Origin of the sequence: Thauera aromatica K172 (genome assembly GCF_003030465.1) — a bacterium.
GTDB classification, from domain to species: domain Bacteria; phylum Pseudomonadota; class Gammaproteobacteria; order Burkholderiales; family Rhodocyclaceae; genus Thauera; species Thauera aromatica.
In genome coordinates this window covers 1,729,952-1,746,404 of sequence record NZ_CP028339.1, presented here as the reverse complement: position 1 = coordinate 1,746,404, position 16,453 = coordinate 1,729,952, and the positions used below count along the sequence as shown (strand labels likewise).

At 69.8% G+C, this 16,453-nt stretch carries 14 protein-coding genes and 4 tRNA genes; 6 read left to right on the top strand and 12 right to left on the bottom strand.

Going from position 1 to position 16,453, the window contains the following annotated elements:
- Positions 1–56: 56 nt before the first annotated feature.
- On the bottom strand, positions 57–887 hold the full coding sequence (gene nudC, locus Tharo_RS08290; protein WP_107222357.1) for an NAD(+) diphosphatase: 831 nt from the start codon (positions 885–887) through the stop codon (positions 57–59).
- Between the two features lie 114 nt (positions 888–1,001).
- Positions 1,002–1,083: transfer RNA gene (locus Tharo_RS08285), tRNA-Leu, on the bottom strand.
- 166 nt (positions 1,084–1,249) lie between these two features.
- Between Tharo_RS08285 and Tharo_RS08280 the strand changes: the two genes are divergently transcribed.
- Positions 1,250–1,696 (top strand): DUF1178 family protein, encoded by a 447-nt coding sequence (locus tag Tharo_RS08280; RefSeq protein ID WP_107220783.1) that lies wholly within the window; start codon positions 1,250–1,252, stop codon positions 1,694–1,696.
- Positions 1,697–1,710: 14 nt separating this feature from the next.
- On the opposite strand, the gene Tharo_RS08275 is transcribed toward Tharo_RS08280, so the two are convergent.
- From Tharo_RS08275 to pgsA, 5 genes are all read right to left on the bottom strand, one after another.
- The gene (locus Tharo_RS08275) at positions 1,711–2,898 is read right to left on the bottom strand and encodes an alkaline phosphatase family protein (RefSeq protein WP_107220782.1); all 1,188 of its coding nucleotides are present in this window, start codon (positions 2,896–2,898) and stop codon (positions 1,711–1,713) included.
- 102 nt (positions 2,899–3,000) lie between these two features.
- Positions 3,001–3,076: transfer RNA gene (locus Tharo_RS08270), tRNA-Gly, on the bottom strand.
- 69 nt (positions 3,077–3,145) lie between these two features.
- Positions 3,146–3,219 (bottom strand) — tRNA-Cys (locus Tharo_RS08265).
- Between the two features lie 73 nt (positions 3,220–3,292).
- Positions 3,293–3,368: transfer RNA gene (locus tag Tharo_RS08260), tRNA-Gly, on the bottom strand.
- 91 nt (positions 3,369–3,459) lie between these two features.
- On the bottom strand, positions 3,460–4,038 hold the full coding sequence (gene pgsA / locus Tharo_RS08255; protein WP_107220781.1) for a CDP-diacylglycerol--glycerol-3-phosphate 3-phosphatidyltransferase: 579 nt from the start codon (positions 4,036–4,038) through the stop codon (positions 3,460–3,462).
- 156 nt (positions 4,039–4,194) lie between these two features.
- Between pgsA and pgi the strand changes: the two genes are divergently transcribed.
- On the top strand, positions 4,195–5,862 hold the full coding sequence (gene pgi, locus Tharo_RS08250; RefSeq protein ID WP_107220780.1) for a glucose-6-phosphate isomerase: 1,668 nt from the start codon (positions 4,195–4,197) through the stop codon (positions 5,860–5,862).
- Here pgi and Tharo_RS08245 read toward each other — a convergent pair.
- The 3 genes from Tharo_RS08245 to mnmL all read right to left on the bottom strand — a co-directional run bounded on the left by Tharo_RS08245 (position 5,852) and on the right by mnmL (position 8,684).
- The gene (locus tag Tharo_RS08245; protein WP_107220779.1) at positions 5,852–6,325 is read right to left on the bottom strand and encodes a hypothetical protein; all 474 of its coding nucleotides are present in this window, start codon (positions 6,323–6,325) and stop codon (positions 5,852–5,854) included. The two genes, pgi and Tharo_RS08245, sit on opposite strands and share 11 nt — an antisense overlap.
- Positions 6,326–6,468: 143 nt before the next feature.
- Entirely contained in the window at positions 6,469–7,647 is a 1,179-nt protein-coding gene (locus tag Tharo_RS08240) for a trans-sulfuration enzyme family protein (protein ID WP_211309670.1), read from the bottom strand.
- A gap of 17 nt (positions 7,648–7,664) precedes the next feature.
- On the bottom strand, positions 7,665–8,684 hold the full coding sequence (gene mnmL, locus Tharo_RS08235; protein WP_245881034.1) for a tRNA modification radical SAM protein MnmL/YtqA: 1,020 nt from the start codon (positions 8,682–8,684) through the stop codon (positions 7,665–7,667).
- 316 nt (positions 8,685–9,000) lie between these two features.
- Here mnmL and Tharo_RS08230 point away from each other — a divergent pair, with 316 nt between their 5' ends.
- From Tharo_RS08230 to Tharo_RS08215, 4 genes are all read left to right on the top strand, one after another.
- Positions 9,001–9,588 (top strand): LemA family protein, encoded by a 588-nt coding sequence (locus Tharo_RS08230; RefSeq protein WP_107220777.1) that lies wholly within the window; start codon positions 9,001–9,003, stop codon positions 9,586–9,588.
- Positions 9,589–9,661: 73 nt separating this feature from the next.
- Entirely contained in the window at positions 9,662–11,509 is a 1,848-nt protein-coding gene (locus Tharo_RS08225; protein WP_107220776.1) for a M48 family metallopeptidase, read from the top strand.
- A 205-nt stretch (positions 11,510–11,714) separates the two neighbouring features.
- Complete coding sequence (locus Tharo_RS08220) at positions 11,715–12,155, top strand: GatB/YqeY domain-containing protein (protein WP_107220775.1); 441 nt, start codon at positions 11,715–11,717, stop codon at positions 12,153–12,155.
- 239 nt (positions 12,156–12,394) lie between these two features.
- Positions 12,395–13,276, top strand: a complete 882-nt coding sequence (locus tag Tharo_RS08215) for an alpha/beta hydrolase (RefSeq protein WP_107220774.1) — start codon at positions 12,395–12,397, stop codon at positions 13,274–13,276.
- Positions 13,277–13,349: 73 nt separating this feature from the next.
- Here Tharo_RS08215 and Tharo_RS08210 read toward each other — a convergent pair whose 3' ends face one another.
- The gene (locus Tharo_RS08210) at positions 13,350–14,516 is read right to left on the bottom strand and encodes an MFS transporter (protein ID WP_107220773.1); all 1,167 of its coding nucleotides are present in this window, start codon (positions 14,514–14,516) and stop codon (positions 13,350–13,352) included.
- Between the two features lie 101 nt (positions 14,517–14,617).
- Complete coding sequence (gene uvrC, locus Tharo_RS08205; protein WP_107220772.1) at positions 14,618–16,438, bottom strand: excinuclease ABC subunit UvrC; 1,821 nt, start codon at positions 16,436–16,438, stop codon at positions 14,618–14,620.
- Positions 16,439–16,453: the final 15 nt, after the last annotated feature.

The following is a 16,453-nucleotide window of genomic DNA, read 5'->3' as shown; positions in this document are numbered from 1 at the left end:
CACTACCACCCTCCCCGGGAGCGCACGGAGCGGGTCGCGGCCGGCGTGCTCCGCACTTACAGGAACCCTGGACGACCGTGACGCCTGCAGAAATCGTCGAGCAGCGCGCTGGCCATCGCATATTTCATCGGGAACACCGGGGGCAGGTGGTCGACGTGGAAAAAACGCGCGTCCTCGATTTCATCGACCGCGCAGACGATCTCTCCGCCCGCGTACTCCGCCCGGTAGCCGAGCATCAGGGCGTGAGGGAAAGGCCAGGGCTGGCTGGCCACGTAGGACAAATTCCGCACATGCAGCCCGGTTTCCTCGAAGACCTCGCGCTGGACGGCCTCTTCGGCCGACTCGCCGGCATCGACGAAGCCCGCCAGCGTGCTGTACAGGCCGGGAGCGAAGTGCGGCGAGCGCCCGAGCAGGATCTCCGGCCCGCGCTCGACCGCCATGATCACCACCGGAGAAACCCGCGGGAAGTGCTCGCGCGCGCAGGCGTCGTTGGTGCAGACGCGCGCGATCCTGTCCGGCTTCAGGATCGTCATCGAGCCGCAGGCACCACAGTACTGGTGGGCACGGTCGAATTCGAGGAGTTCGAGGCTGCGCATCGCCCGCTCGCGCAGCGCGCGCGGCAAGGTGTCGAGCAGCCCTTTCAGGTGGCGGAACTCGTGGCCTCGCGGGGCTTCTGCCTCGCGGGCGACCTCGGCGACGAAGCACGTCCCGCCCTGCCCGCCGCCGGTCGGGATCAGCCGCAGCGGCGCGACCGCGGTCAGGTAATCGCGCCACGCCGACGGCGGCGCGCCGGCCGCGTCCACCAGCAACTGATTGCCGCGGAAGATCAGGCAGTCGGCACCCGCATCGGGGACGAGCGGAAGAGAGGTCGGACGATCATCGCGCATGTTCTTGGCCCAGCAGGCACAGTGCCGGCGACGCCGGCCGGGATGCCGCGACATCGGCTGCGCTGCGGTGGAAAAGCCCCGCAGCGCAGGACATAATGTGCGGCTCGACTGTCGTGCCCGGGACGGGACTCGAACCCGTAAGCCATGCGGCGGTGGATTTTAAGTCCACTGCGGTTACCGATTTCGCCACCCGGGCGGGGTCCGCATTGTAGCGTGATGCCCGCACCGTGCGCGCGAATCGCGTCCCGTCGCCCCCACGGTGGTCCCATTGTCCGCCGATCGCAGCCCTTCGGCCGTGATCGGCCATCGGCGGCCATCGGCACCGGACACCTACATACATCCATTGCAGCGGCACTGACTCCGTGATCGTTCTAGACCTTTCCTGTGACCACAGCCATCGTTTCGAAGCTTGGTTCGCCTCCGCAGCAGCATTCGAGGAGCAGTACTCGCAGGGACAGCTGAGTTGCCCGGTCTGCGCCAGCACCGAGGTCCGGCGCCTGCCCAGCGCGCCTCATGTGCGGACACGCGCGAGCGCGGCCCCCGCGCACGACGCTCCCGCCCGGCCGTCCGGGCGGCCGGCGCATTCACCGCCCGCCGCGCCCCTCGACCGGCTGATGGCCGCGCTGCGCCACATGGCGCAAGGCGCAGAGGACGTCGGCGAGCGCCTGCCCGAGGAAGCGCGGCGCATCCACTATGGCGAAGCCGAGCCGCGCAACATCCGTGGCGCCGCATCGCGTGACGAAGTCGAGGAGCTGCTCGACGAAGGCATCGCGGTGATGCCCGTGCCGCCGGACGAAAACCAGCACTGAAAGGCGCCGGCCGTTCAACTGCGCGCGGCGATCCACGGCACGGTCATTTCGTCCGCACTCAGGCCGCCGTGCACCCCGATCATTTCGTGGAAAAGTTCGCCTTCGACATGATCGATGATCGTCCACCCGGGCTCCATCAGCAGCACATGGGTCCCCACCCGCTCGGCCAGCCGCGGATGCCGCGCGCCCGGGCCGAGCAGCCCCGACTCGCGGCACTCCTTGCCGGCGACGAGCACGGCCTTGCCTGCCAGCTCCGCCCTTGCCCATGCTTCGAACTCGGCCGCCGCCCCCTTGCGCACCCGGCAGAAAGCCAGGCGACGCTCGCCGAACAGCGGCGCAGCAAGCATCGCGGCGACTTCTCCGCCCGGCGCCAGGTCGACCGTGCGCTGCGGGGACGAATCGGTGAAACCGTGGTCGGCGGTCACCACCAGATGCACGCCCCGCCCCACCAACGCCTTCAGCAGATTGGCGAACATCGCGTCGATCCGCTCGAAGCAGGCATGGACCTGGGCCGAGCGGCAGCCATGCAGATGGCTGAGCGCATCGAATACGGGGTAATAGGCATGGACCAGGCCACCGCTCGGCGCAAGGCGATCGACCTGGGCCAGGATCTGCGCTTCCAGCCCCTGCAGTCCCTGGTAGGGCGCGATCCGGGCGCCCCGCGCGTGGTGCCGCGAAAAACGCGAAAACGCGATATCGGCCGGGGAGACCAGCACCGCGGGCCGGCTCGCGTGATGGAACATCGGCGGCACCGGACAGAGCCGCGACATCAGCCGGACGGCTTCCAGCGGCGGCCCGGCGCGCAGACTCAGCGGCAGGGGCAGAACGACGCCGCCGAACCGGCGGTCATGGACGAACCATCCATTCAGGCCATGGACCGCGGGCGCGACGCCGGTCAACAACGTTGTCACCGCACTCGCGGTGGTGCTTGGACAGACCGAAGTCAGCGCCCCCCGGCGGTGGGCATGGAGCACCGAACCCGCCCCCGCCGAGCACAAATAACGGTCACCCAGGCCGTCGATCACCAGCAGCACGACCGTCGCCGCAGCGTCCCCCGGAGCAACGCCGCCCGCGTGCCACCCTGCTCCGGGCTCGTGCAGCCAGGTACGCAAGGTGCTGGCCAGCTCATACAGGCCCCCGCGGCCGTATTCGGGCAGCACGGAATCGGCAGGAAGCGGAAAACGGATGTTCAGCACGGGCATCGGGCCGTCATCTGGCGGGCGCCGCCGGCGCCGCAGACCGGCACAGGAAGGGAAATGCGAAAAAGCCGGATGAGCACATTGTACTCATCCGGCTTCGGATTCTGGAGCGGGAAACGAGTCTCGAACTCGCGACCTCAACCTTGGCAAGGTTGCGCTCTACCAACTGAGCTATTCCCGCTTTGACGACAGGGCGCGAAATATATCAACTTCCGCACTCTGCCGCAATACTGCAAACTGCATTTACTTCTGGAGGCGCGACTCGGAATCGAACCGGGGTACACGGCTTTGCAGGCCGCTGCATAACCACTCTGCCATCGCGCCACGACCTTTCGGCTGGCTGCCCCGAACCTGCCGGAGCCTCCGCACCCAGGAACGATCCTGGGCAGCAAATTCTTGGAGCGGGAAACGAGTCTCGAACTCGCGACCTCAACCTTGGCAAGGTTGCGCTCTACCAACTGAGCTATTCCCGCCCGGGAAAGACCGCCATTATAGTCAGTCTTTTTTACATGTCAACTTCTGAATTGCATTTCCAGCTTCAAGCGCAGCACCGGGACTTGCAACTCAGGCGGCCCCGTCCCTGTCCAGCAACAAGGGCATCGCCCGGCGAAGGTAATAGCCCATCGACCACAAGGTGAGCGCAGCGGCGACATAGATCAGGACCTCGCCGATCAGGCGCAGATCGAAGCCGAGCAGCGGCGCATCGAACAGCAGCAGCGGGATCGCCACCATCTGTGCCGCCGTCTTGAGCTTGCCGACGTAGGCCACGGCGACGCTGGCCGACTGGCCGACCCGAGCCATCCATTCGCGCAGCGCCGAAATCGTGATTTCGCGGCCGATGATGACCACCGCGATCAGGGCATCGACCCGCGCCAGCTGCACCAGCAGGATCAGCGCTGCAGCCACCATCAGCTTGTCGGCCACCGGGTCGAGGAAGGCGCCGAAAGCCGAAGTCTGCCCGAGCGCGCGCGCGAGATAGCCGTCGAACCAGTCGGTGACCGCAGCGGCGATGAAGATCGCGGTCGCCACCAGATTCTTGCTCGCCACCGGCATCCAGCTGTCGGGCAGGTAAAAGACACCGACGAAAATCGGGATGAGCGCGATACGCGCCCAGGTGAGCGCATTCGGGATGTTGAGCGGCATGCCGGCAGGCCAGGGAATCGTGTGATCGGGCTCCGAGTATATCAGCGCCGATCAGCCCCTCGACGCGCGTCGGAAGGTACACACTTCGGCGTCCCCTGTCTGTACCATCTGTGCCCGAACGCCATACCTCCGACCGCTTCGAACCGCGACACTGCGATGCCCACTCTCCTGCAATCCGCCGCATGGACTGCGCTTTCCGCTCACCGCAACGCCCTTGCCGGCCTTTCCCTGAACTCGCTGTTCGCCGAGGACCCCGCCCGTGCCCGGCGCCTGCAGGCCGACGCCTGCGGCCTCGTCTTCCACTACGCGCGGAACCTCGTGCGCGACGACACCCTCGCGCTGCTGCTGCGCCTGGCGCTTGAAACAGGGCTGCCGGCCCGCATCGCGGCGATGTTCGCCGGCGAACGCATCAACAGCACCGAGGACCGGGCCGTGCTGCACGTCGCCCTGCGCCGTCCGGCGGGCATGCCGAGCACGGTGGAAGGCGTCGACCTCGGCGCCGAAGTCGAGGCGGTGCGCACGCGCATGCGCCGCTTCAGCACCGAAGTGCGCGAGGGGCAGTGGCTGGGCTACAGCGGCCGCCGCATCACCGACATCGTCCATATCGGCATCGGCGGCTCCGATCTCGGCCCGGCGATGGTGTGCGAAGCGCTGAAAGATCTCGCCCACCCGGCGCTGCGCCTGCACTTCGTGTCGAACGTGGATGGCGTGCAGATCGGCGACGTGCTGCACAGCGCCGATCCCGAGACCACGCTCTTCATCGTCGCCTCGAAGACCTTCACCACCCAGGAGACGCTGATCAATGCCCGCAGTGCCCGTGCCTGGCTGGTCGCCCATGCCGGCAACGAAGCGGCCGTCGCCCGCCATTTCGTCGCGGTGTCGACGAATGCCGCCGCGGTCCGCGCCTTCGGTATCGACGCCGACAACATGTTCGGCTTCTGGGACTGGGTGGGCGGGCGCTTCTCGCTGTGGAGCGCGATCGGCCTGCCGATCCTGCTCCAGATCGGCGCCGGGCAGTTCGACGCCCTGCTCGCCGGCGCCCACGCGATGGACGAGCATTTCCGCAGCGCCCCTCTGGAACGCAACCTGCCGGTGCTGATGGCACTGATCGCGATCTGGAACATCGATTTCCTCGGCGCGCGCAGCCAGCTGATCGCGCCCTATCACCAGCGCCTGCACCGCCTGCCCGCCTACCTGCAGCAGCTCGAGATGGAATCGAACGGCAAGTCGGTGCGTGCCGACGGACAGCCGGTAGGCTGCCACACCAGCCCGGTGATCTGGGGCGAACAGGGCATCAACGGCCAGCACGCCTACTTCCAGCTCCTGCACCAGGGGACCCAGCCGGTCCCGGTCGATTTCATCGGCGTCCTCGAGGCCGGCGCCGAGGACGAATTCCACCACCGCATCGCCTTCGCCAACCTGCTCGCCCAGGCCGAGGCCCTGATGCGCGGACGCAGCGCTGAGCAGGCCGAAGCCGAGATGCGCGCCGCCGGCCTGGCCGAAGCACGCATCCAGGCCCTGGTGCCGCACCGGACCTTCCCCGGCAACCGGCCGAGCAACGTGATCCTGCTCGAGCGCCTGACGCCTTTCTCGCTCGGTGCGCTGATCGCCGCCTACGAACACCGCACCTTCGTCCAGGGGGCGATCTGGGGCATCAACAGTTTCGACCAGTGGGGCGTGGAACTGGGCAAGCAGCTGGCGGCCCGGGTACTGGGCGAACTCGACCCGGCCCGTCCCGCCGCCCTCCCCGGCGACCACGACAGCAGCACCGAAGCGCTGGTCGCGCGTTACCGCGACCGTTACCGCCGCAAGCTCAGTACTTGAGCACGACCCAACCTGGATGGTCGTATTCACGGCCGTAGAAGTTCAGCGTCTCCACCACCCGCATCAATCCCAGTTTCTTTGCCGGCGCCCGCGGCGCGCTGCGCATCAGCCCGGCGGCATCGGTGATGTCGCCGAGCAGCCACTGCAGGTGGCGCCCGGAGCGGCTGTGGAAATCCCGCCCGGCGACGATCGCGGCGATCTGGCGCTCGATCTCGGCGGCCAGCGCCACGTAGTCGGCTTCGGCCAGCGGCCGGGACTCGGCGTCGTGGATGCGCTGCTCGAGGGTATCGCGCAAGGCCGTCATCGCGCTGCGCAGCGCTTCGTCAGCGGGCCGCGGAAGCGCATCGGCCGACGCGGCCGGCTCCGCCGCGGGACGCCCGCCGTCGGCGGCGAGCGCGGCGGGGGCCGAACCGGCGAGCACCGCGGCGAGCGCCAGTGCGGAGATGAAGAACCTGGGTTGCATGGGCTTTGCTCCGAAGAAGGATCGACAGGATGGCGATGCTATCCGCTTCGCCGCGGGCGGAGATTGAACTGCGTCAAGCCGCCCCCGCGGCCTCAGTGAATCCGGCGCCGCAGCACCGGGAGCGGCCCGCACCGAGGCGGCCTTCAGGCCAGCGCCTGCTCCAGGTCGGCGATCAGGTCGTCGACATCCTCAAGGCCGACCGACAGCCGCAGCATCGCATCCGAAATGCCGCGGCGGGCACGCTCCGCCGCAGACAGATCGTGGTGGGTGGTGGTGCACGGCTGGGTGACCAGGCTTTCGACCCCGCCCAGGCTGGGGGCGAGGGCGAACAGGCGCAGACGGTCGGCAACACGGGTGGCGTCCGCACCGTCGCCGGCCAGTTCGATCGTCAGCATGCCGCCGAAGCCCGCCATCTGCGACCGGGCCAGTTCGTGGCCGGGAAAATCGGTCAGTCCGGGGTAGAACACGCGGCGCACCCGCGGATGGCGCTGCATGGCTTCGGCGATGCGCTGCGCCGAGGCGTTGTGCTGGCGCACGCGCACCACCAGGGTCCGCAGGCTGCGCGCGAGCAGCGACGCGGTCGCGGGCGCGATCATCGAGCCGAGGTTCTTGCGCCAGCTCCACACCGGCTGCAGCAGCGCCTTCGCCCCCATCAGCGCGCCGGCGGTGAGGTCGCTGTGGCCGCCGAGGTACTTGGTCGCGCTGTGCATCACGATGTCGGCGCCGAGCGCAAGCGGGTGCTGATTCACCGGCGAGGCGAACGTGTTGTCCACCGCGACCAGCGCCCCGTGGGCGTGCGCCCGGCGGGCGATGGCACGGATGTCGATCAGGCTCAGGGTCGGATTGGTGGGCGTCTCGAAGAACACCAGCTTCGCCCCGCCGGCGAGCAGGGCATCGAGGCGGTCGAGCTCGTCGTCGAGAATCAGGTGGGTGGGAATGCCCAGCAGCGGCAGCTGGCTCGACAGCAGCTCCAGCGTGCCGCCGTAGGCTTCACCGACGCAGACGATGCCCTCGCGCCCGTGGGTCAGGAACAGCGCGCTCGCCGCCGCCATTCCGGAGCAGAAAGCCCAGGCCTGCTCGGCGCCTTCGAGGCCGGCAAGGGTATTTTCGAGGGCGAGGATCGACGGGTTCAGGCCGTAGCGGGTGTACAGCCCGCCCGCCTTGCGCCCGTCGATGACGTCGAGCAGGTCGGCCGTCGACGCGAAAGAGAAAGTGGTAGTGTCATACACCGGGACATGCGGACTGCCGTAGGCGTCCTTGAAGCCGTGGCCGTGGATGCCGAGAGTGGCCAAACCGGGGGTGCTGCGCTCGTTCATCATCATTCTCGCTCGAGTCAAAATCATGTTCCTGCGCGGCAGCCCTGCCAGCTTCCCCGCCGCGCCAGCTCGGCGCTCAGGCGGGGCGCCAGTTCGGACAGGCGCGTGTTCCACTGCGGCGCCAGCTTGAGCGCCGGCGGCACCTCGCTGCCCAGGCGCTGGAGCAGGATGTCGGGCGACAGGCGCTCGACGAAGTCGGCCAGCAGCGCGATATATTCGTCCTCGCCGAGCAGCGGCACCGCGCCCGGATCGCGCTCCCAGTCGCGCGCCAGCGCGGTGCCGCGCACGAGCTGGAGCTGGTGGAGCTTGAGCGCGCGCAGCGGCAGCGCGGAGAGCCGGCGGGCGCCGTCGAGCAGATCTGCGCGCGACTCCCCGGGCAGGCCGAGGATCAGGTGCGCAGTGACTTCCAGGCCGCGCGCCGCCGCGCGCTCGATCGCGTCCGCGCTGCAGGCGAAGTCGTGGCCGCGATTGACCCGGCGCAGGGCCTCGTCGCTGCACGACTCGACGCCGATCTCGAGCTCGATGATGGATTCGCGCGCCAGCTCGGCGAGGTAGTCGAGCACCTCGTCGGGCAGGCAGTCCGGGCGGGTGCCGATCGCCAGCCCGCTGATCCGGGGATGGGCGAGCGCCTCCTGGTAGCACGCGCGCAGGCGCTCGAACTCGCCGTAAGTGTTGCTGTAGCTCTGGAAATAGGCGATGTAGCGCTGCGTTCCGGGGTAGCGCCGGAGCAGGAAGCGCAGCCCGGTGTCGATCTGCTCGCCGATCGGCTGACGGCGGTCGAGGTAGCCCGGGGTGAACCCGGCGTTGTTGCAGAAGGTGCACCCGCCGGTGCCGAGCACGCCGTCGCGGTTGGGGCAGCTGAAGCCGGCCGCGACCGACACTTTCTGCACCCGCCCGCCATAGCGGCGCTTCACATGGTCGTTCCAGGCGTTGTAGCGGCGCTCGCCGAACGGCGTACCGGTACTGGGGCATGGAGCAGGAGAGGGCCGGGCGGAGTGCTCGGCTGCGGATTCACAGGACATCGGCAAGGGGGGCCGGGACATCGGCCAGGATTCGGTGCTACGGAGGCAAAGGTGCAAGTATGCCTGAGCCCACCCTTCCGGCACATCCGCTCCGCGGCCGCCCCCTGCAGGCGGCAACGGCCGGCACAACGCACCAGCCGCCACTCAAGCTCCATTCCGCAGCCCGGATTGCGGATGCACACGGCACGGACATAGGCGCCACGGCTGCACGCACCAATTGCCCCGGCGCCGGTGCTGCCGCACAATCGTTTCCCGTTCCCGCCCATGCGCACAAGCGCTCCGCCGCCGGCCGCTGTCCCCGGCGCGGCCCCACGACTGCATCCCACGGAGGTCTCCGATGTCGAGCTGGATCGTGATTGCCCTGGTCGTCGCCCTGCTCGCCTGGGCGGTACTGATCTACAACGGCCTGGTCGCGCTGCGCAACCGGGTGAAGAACGCCTTCTCCCAGATCGACGTGCAGCTGCAGCGCCGCTACGACCTGATTCCCAACTTGGTGGAAACGGCCAAGGCCTACATGCGCCACGAGCGCGAAACCCTCGAAGCGGTGATTGCCGCGCGCAACCAGGCCCGCGCCGCCGCCGAACGCGCCGAAGGGGCGCCGACCGATGCCGCCGCGATGCGCCAGCTCGCCGGTGCCGAAGCGGCCCTCGGCGGCATGCTGACGCGCTTTTTCGCGCTCGCCGAAGCCTACCCGGAGCTCAAGGCCAACCAGAACATGATGCAGCTGCAGGAAGAGCTCGCCAGCACCGAGAACCGCATCGCCTTCGCCCGCCAGGCCTACAACGACGCGGTCACCGCCTACAACATCCGCCGCGAGCAGCTTCCTGACGTTCTGATCGCCAACGCCGTGGGCTTTGCCGCCGCCGAGCAATGGGTGCTGGAGAACGCCGACGCCCGCCAAGCGCTGAAGGTGGATTTCGGCTAAAGCCAGCGCCCCTCACTCCGATTCGATCACACCCCCGCCCGCTCGCGCCCCGCCTCCAGGCCTGCCGCCCGCGATGGATTTTTTCGCTGCCCAGGACCACGCCCGCCGCCAGAGCCGCCTGCTGATACTGTGGTTCGCGCTCGCGGTCGTGCTGATCATCGTCGTCGTCCATGCCGGCGCCGCGCTGCTGCTGTTTCCCGGCGAGGACGGCAGCGTGGCGACTTCCCGCCTGCTCGACCCGGCGCAGTTCCTCGCAACCGCCGCCGTCGTCGGCGGCGTGATCCTGCTCGCCTCGCTGTACCGCATCGCCCGCCTTGCCGCCGGCGGCGGCGAGGCCGTGGCGCGGACCCTCGGTGGCCGCCCGCTCGCGCGCGCCACCCCCGATCCGCGCGAGCGCCGCCTGCTCAACATCGTCGACGAGATGGCGGTCGCCTCGGGCCTTCCCGCTCCGCCGGTCTACGTGCTCGATGGGGAGCCCGGGATCAATGCCTTCGCCGCCGGCACGCGGCCGCAGCAAGCGGTGGTCGCGCTCACCCGCGGCGCGCTCGAAAAGCTCGACCGGGACGAGCTGCAGGGCGTCGTCGCCCACGAGTTCAGCCACATCCTGAACGGCGACATGCGCCTCAACCTGCGCCTGATCGGCCTGCTGCACGGCATCCTCGTGCTCTCCCTGATCGGCCGCATGCTGCTGCGCGGCGGCGGCCGGGGCGGCAAAAGCCGCTCGCCCTTCGCCCTCCTCGGCCTCTTGCTGGTCGCCGTCGGCCACGTCGGCGTGCTGTGCGGCCAGCTGATCAAGGCCGCGGTCTCACGCCAGCGCGAATTCCTCGCCGACGCCGCAGCGGTCCAATTCACCCGCAACCCGGCCGGCCTCGCCGGCGCACTCCGGCGCATCGCCGGGTACGGTGCGAACATCGGCCACCCCCGTGCGGAAGAAGTCAGCCACATGCTGTTCGGCGCCAGCGGGCACTTGTCGGCGCTGTTCGCCACCCATCCCCCGCTCGCGGAGCGCATCCGCCGCATCGATCCACGCTTTCTCCCCGACCACCCACTTCCCGATCACCCACTTTCCGCCACCCCACCGGCCAGCACCGCGGCTGCAGCAGGCCCCCCTACGGCAGAAACGGCAGCCGCGTTCACGGCCGCGATCGGCCAGCTCCAGCCCGAGCACCTCGCCCAGGCCCAGGTCCGGATCGCCCGTCTGGACGGAGCGCTTCGCCAGTCGCTGCAGGAGCCTTCCGGCGCCCAGGCGATCTGCCTCGCCCTGCTCCTCGACCGCGATCCCGGCATCCGCCAGCGCCAGCTGCAAAAGGTCGCTGCGGCAGTCGACGATCCGCTCGCCTTGCGCACCGAACTCGAATACGCCACGGTGGCTGCGCTTGACCCCGGCATGCGGCTGCCGCTGATCGAGCTCGCTCTCGGAGCGCTGCGCGAGCTCGACCGTGACGCACGCGAGCGCTTCATCACACTCCTCGATGCCCTCGCCGGCACCGACGGCTGGCTCGCCCTCGGCGAATACGTCCTCGTGCGTCTGCTGCGCGATGCGCTCCAGCCCCGCTCGCCGGCGCCCGCACTCGCAGCCAGCCCGGCCGAACTGCGCCGCCACACTGCACTGCTGCTGTCGGTGATCGCCATCGCCGGCCAGCACGACGCGGCCGCCACCCGCGCCGCCTATGCCCGCAGCGCCGCAGCCGCCCCACTCGATGCGCTCGGCCCCCTGCTGGAAGCCGGTGAAATCGACTTTCCCGCGCTCGACCGCGCCTTCGCCCAGCTCGCCGCCACCGCTCCCCCGTTCCGCCGTCGCCTGGTGTACGCGATGGCCGAGGCGGCGATCGAGGACGGACGCCTCGCCCCGATCGAAGCCGAGCTGCTGCGCGCCGCCTGCGAAGCGCTCGACTGCCCGGCCCCGCTCAACATCGACTGAGCAGGCCGGAATCGACGACACCCCGGCGGCAGCGCCGGCCGGTCACAGTCCGCCAGCCCCTGGCACAGCCGACTGCCCCGCCCCCGCCGAGCGCCGGCCCGCACGCTGCGCTAAACTGCCGCAGCCCGCGCCCCGCACCGCGCCGCCTCCACCCGCAGATTCCAACCGTTTGAACCGTTTCAACCCTATCCCCCAGGAGAGTTCCATGAGCCTGCTCGCCCAACTGAAAAAGGATTCCCTGCTCGCGCGCAAAGCCGCCGACAGCCTCCGCGCCACCTTGCTCAGCACCCTGATCGCCGAGGCCGAGATGGTCGGCAAGAACGCCGGTAACCGCGAAAGCACCGACGACGAAGTACAGCAGACGATCCGCAAGTTCCTCAAGAACAACCAGGAAGCGCTCGCGGTGATCCAGGATGCCGGGCGCCGCACTGCGCTCGAAGCCGAGACCGCGATCCTCACCGCCTACCTGCCGCCGATGGCGAGCGAGGCCGAAGTGAAGGCCTTCATCGCCGAAACCGTTGCCACCCTGGCCGAGCGCGGCCCGAAGCAGATGGGTGCGGTGATGGCGGCGCTGAAGGCGAAATACGGCAGCAGCTTCGACGCGAAGCAGGCCAACGCCTGGGTCAAGGAGGCCCTCACCGGCTGAGCTGCCCTCTTCCCGCCGCGGCGCCCCTCCCATGGCTACCACCCGCTCACGGCAGGATGCGCTCCAGGCGCCGCAGCCCTCGCCGGCCTCGGCCAGCCTGTGCCCGATGCGCCCGCGCTCAACCGGACCCGCCTGTGCCAGGCGGATCGAATGATCGCCGACCGCCAGACCGGCCGCTTCCGGCCGGCGATTCGCCGCATTGCGCCGACGCACACAAGCGGACCGGCCGGCGACGACGCATGACCGTCTGGGCAGTCACCCTCGCCGCCACGCTTGCGGCCTTGCTCGGTTTCCGCTTCGCGGTGCGGCGCGGTCTGGCGCCGAAGCGGGTGCCGCATGACCGGACCCCGGCCGATCTGGGCCTGGCCTTCGACGCGGTGCGGATCCCGACCGCGCGCGGCCGACGGCTGTACGCCTGGTTCGTGCCCGCCGAGAGCGCCGCACCGGCGCCGGTGGCGCTCGTCATGCACGGCTGGGGCGGCAACGCCGCGATGATGCTGCCGCTGGTGCCGGCGCTGCACGCCGCCGGCCTCGCGGTGCTGCTGATCGACGCCCGCTGCCACGGCCACAGCGACGAGGACGACTTCGCCTCGCTACCGCGCTTCGCCGAAGACATCGACCACGCTCTGGCCTGGCTGCGGCACTGCCCGCAGGCGGACGCGCATCGCATCGCGCTGGTCGGACATTCGGTCGGCGCCGGCGCGGTGCTGCTCGCGGCATCGCGTCGTGACGACGTGGCGGCGGTGGTCAGCCTCGCCGCCTTCTCCCACCCGGAGGCGATGATGCGCCGCCTCCTGGCCCACAAGCGCGTGCCCTATCTGCCGCTGGGCTGGCTGGTGCTGCGCTACGTGGAGCATGTGATCGGCCACCGTTTCGACGACATCGCTCCGGTGACGACCATCGCCGCGATTCGCTGCCCGACGCTGCTGTTGCATGGCGTGCAGGACACCACGGTACCCCCTTCCGAGGCCCGCCTCATCCACGCCGCCCGCAGCGGCGAGCATGTGCGGCTACGCATCATCGCCGCCAGCCACGACGACTTCGGCCACCCGCAGGACATCGCCGCAGAGGTGGCCGAGCTGACCGGCTTTCTGCGAAAGGCGCTGACAGAACCGGCCTGATCGCGTGAAAAGCGGGACCACGATTTTCCATGGCATGGACACCGCCTGCCCACAGGCCATGCGGCAAACCAACTCAGCCCGCCGCCCGCCCCCGCAGCAGCGGCAGCAAGGCGATCACCCCCAGCACCGGCCCCGGCAGCAGCAGCCACGACACCTTCGGCCCCCAGTCGGCCACCATCGCGGTGCCCCATGAAATCGACACGATGGTCAGCGCAAAGCCGATGGCATTTTGCAGCGCCAGCGCGCTGCCGACGATCTCCGGCGGGCAGGCGCGGGCGGACATGGCCGAGAACTGGGGCGAGTCGGCCGGCACGCTGAGCCCCCATAGCAGGAAGAAGGCCAGCAGCCACGCCGGCGACGCATCGGCCACCAGCGGGAACAGCGCGCAGCACACCCCGGAGGTGGCCAGCGCCACCGCGGCCACCGGTGCGCTGCCGGTGCGGCGGCTGATCGCGCCCCCGGCAAAGCAGCCCAGCGCGCCGATGCCGATGATCACGAAGCTCAGGGCGGACACCGGCGCGAGCACGACCAGCGACGACCCCGCCACCAGCAGCGGCACCAGCGTCCACACGGCGTAGAGCTCCCACATGTGGCCGAAGTAAGCCAGCGCCGAGGCACGGAACACCGGAATACGGAACGCCGTCAGCACCGCCCCCATGCGCAGCGTCGGCGCCCCCGCGCGACGGCGCAGATGCGGTCCGTCGCCGAGCCTGAGGATCATCGCCGCCGCCAGCAGCGCCAGCACCGACGAACCGAGCAGCACCGCCTGCCACGCCCCGCCGCCGGCGAGCTTCAGGCCGTGCGGCAGCGCCGTACCCAGCGTGAGCATGCCCACCAGCAGCGCCAGGGCATGGCCGGCGCGCTCCGGCACCCAGCTCACCACCAGCTTCATTCCCAGCGGGTACACGCCCGCCAGACTCAGCCCCACCATAAAACGCAGCACCAGCGCGCTGGCCATGCCTTCGGCGAGCAAGGCGAAGGCCGCATTGGCCGCGGCGCCGGTCACCGCGCAGACGGCGAAGATGCGGCTGGCGGCGAAACGGTCGGCGAGCCCGGTCAGCGCAAACCCCAGGGTGCCGAGGATGAAGCCCAGCTGCACGGCGTTGGTCAGCTGCCCGATCTCGGCCGGCCCGATGCTCCACACGCGCATCAGCGCCTCGCCCACGCCGTTGGTCGAAAACCACAGCGACCCGCCGAAGAGCTGGGCAAAAACGATGGTGGGTATGACGGGCAGGCGCATGGGGGCGAGTATAGAGACAAGTCGAACGGGGTCAGCGCCCCCGCGCGCAGACAACCGCTTCACCGCGGTGCAACAGCCCGCCGGGCAACACCTGCGGTGATTCAGCGCAAGGCGGCGTGGATCTGCTCGGCGAGCTTGCGGCTCACGCCGTCGACGCGGCACAGGTCTTCCACCGTCGCCTCGCGCACGCCGTCCAGGCCGCCGAAGGCGGCGAGCAGCTTGCGCCGGCGCGAAGGGCCGACGCCGGGGATGTCCTCCAGCTTGGAGCCCACCCGCGCCTTGCCGCGGCGGGCACGGTGGCCGGTGATGGCGAAACGGTGGGCCTCGTCGCGGATCTCGATGATCAGGTGCAGCGCCGCCGACTCGCCGCCGAGCGCCAGCCCCTCGCGCCCGTCGGGGAAGATCAGCGTCTCCAGCCCGGCCTTGCGCCCCTCGCCCTTGGCGACGCCGACCATCGCCACCGCCTCGAGCCCGACTTCGGCGAGGATTTCGCGTGCCGCGCCGACCTGGCCTTTGCCGCCGTCGATCAGGATCAGGTCGGGGCACACGCCCTCGCCTGCGGCGACCTTGCCGTAGCGCCGCTCGAGCGCCTGGCGCATCGCGGCGAAGTCGTCGCCCGGAGTGATGCCGGCGATGTTGTAGCGGCGGTATTCGGCGCGCTTCATCGCGCCGGCTTCGCAGACGACGCAGGAGGCCACCGTGGCTTCGCCCATGGTGTGGCTGATGTCGAAGCATTCGATGCGCTGCGGCGCCTCGTCCAGGCCGAGCGCCTCGCGCAGGGCCTCGAGGCGCTGTTCGATGCGGCCGGTGTCGCGCGCGCGCGCCTGAATCGCCAGGCGGGCGTTCTTCTCCGCCATCTCCATCCACGCCTTTTCGGCGGCGAAGCGCGGCGCGACCACGCCGGGCGGACGCTCGGCGAGTTCGGCCAAGGTCTCGCGCACCGGCTCAGGCGCCAGGTTCACCAGGATGCGGGCCGGGATCGGGTGCTGGCCGTAGTGCTGGTCGACGAAGGCGAGCAGGCTGTCGGCCGCGCCCGATACCGCGGCGCCGCTGGGGAACTGCGGGCGGTCGCCGAGGTGGCGGCCGCCACGGACCATGGCGATATTGACGCAGGTGAGGCCGTCGGCCTCGACCGCGGCGAGGATGTCGACGTCCTCGTCCTTGCGGCTGTCGACGAACTGGCGGTGGAGCACGGCCTGCAGCACGCGGACCTGGTCGCGGCAGGCGGCGGCTTCCTCGAAGGCGAGGCGCTCGGCGGCGGCGTTCATGCGTGCGGTGAGGTCGTCGATGACTTCGTTGGCCTGGCCGTCGAGAAAGCGGGTGGCGAGGCGGACGTCAGCGGCATAGTCCTCGGCGTCGATCAGGCCGACACAGGGCGCGGTGCAGCGCTTGATCTGGTGCAGCAGGCAGGGGCGCGAGCGGTTGGCGAAGACGCTGTCCTCGCAGGTGCGCAGCTGGAAGGTCTTCTGCAGCAGGTGGATGCTCTCGCGCACCGCGTAGGCGTTGGGGAAGGGGCCGAAGTAGCGCGCGCCCTTGGCGAAGGCGCCGCGGTGGTAGGCGAGACGCGGGAAGGCGTCGGCGGAGAGTTCGATGTAGGGGTAGGTCTTGTCGTCGCGGAAGAGGATGTTGTAGCGCGGCGCGAGGCTCTTGATGAGGTTGTTCTCGAGGATCAGGGCCTCGGCCTCGGAGCGCGTGGCGGTGACGTCGACGCGCACGATCTGCGCCACCATCATGGCGATGCGCGGGCTGGAGAGCGTCTTCTGGAAGTAGCTGGAGACGCGGCGCTTGAGGTTCTTCGCCTTGCCGACGTAGAGCACCTTGTCCTCGGCGCCGATCATGCGATAGACGCCGGGCTCCTCGGTGAGGGTACGCAGGAAGGGCTTGGGGTCGAAGGCGGCGTGCTCATTCTTCGGGTCGGACATGCGCTTGCTCGTTGG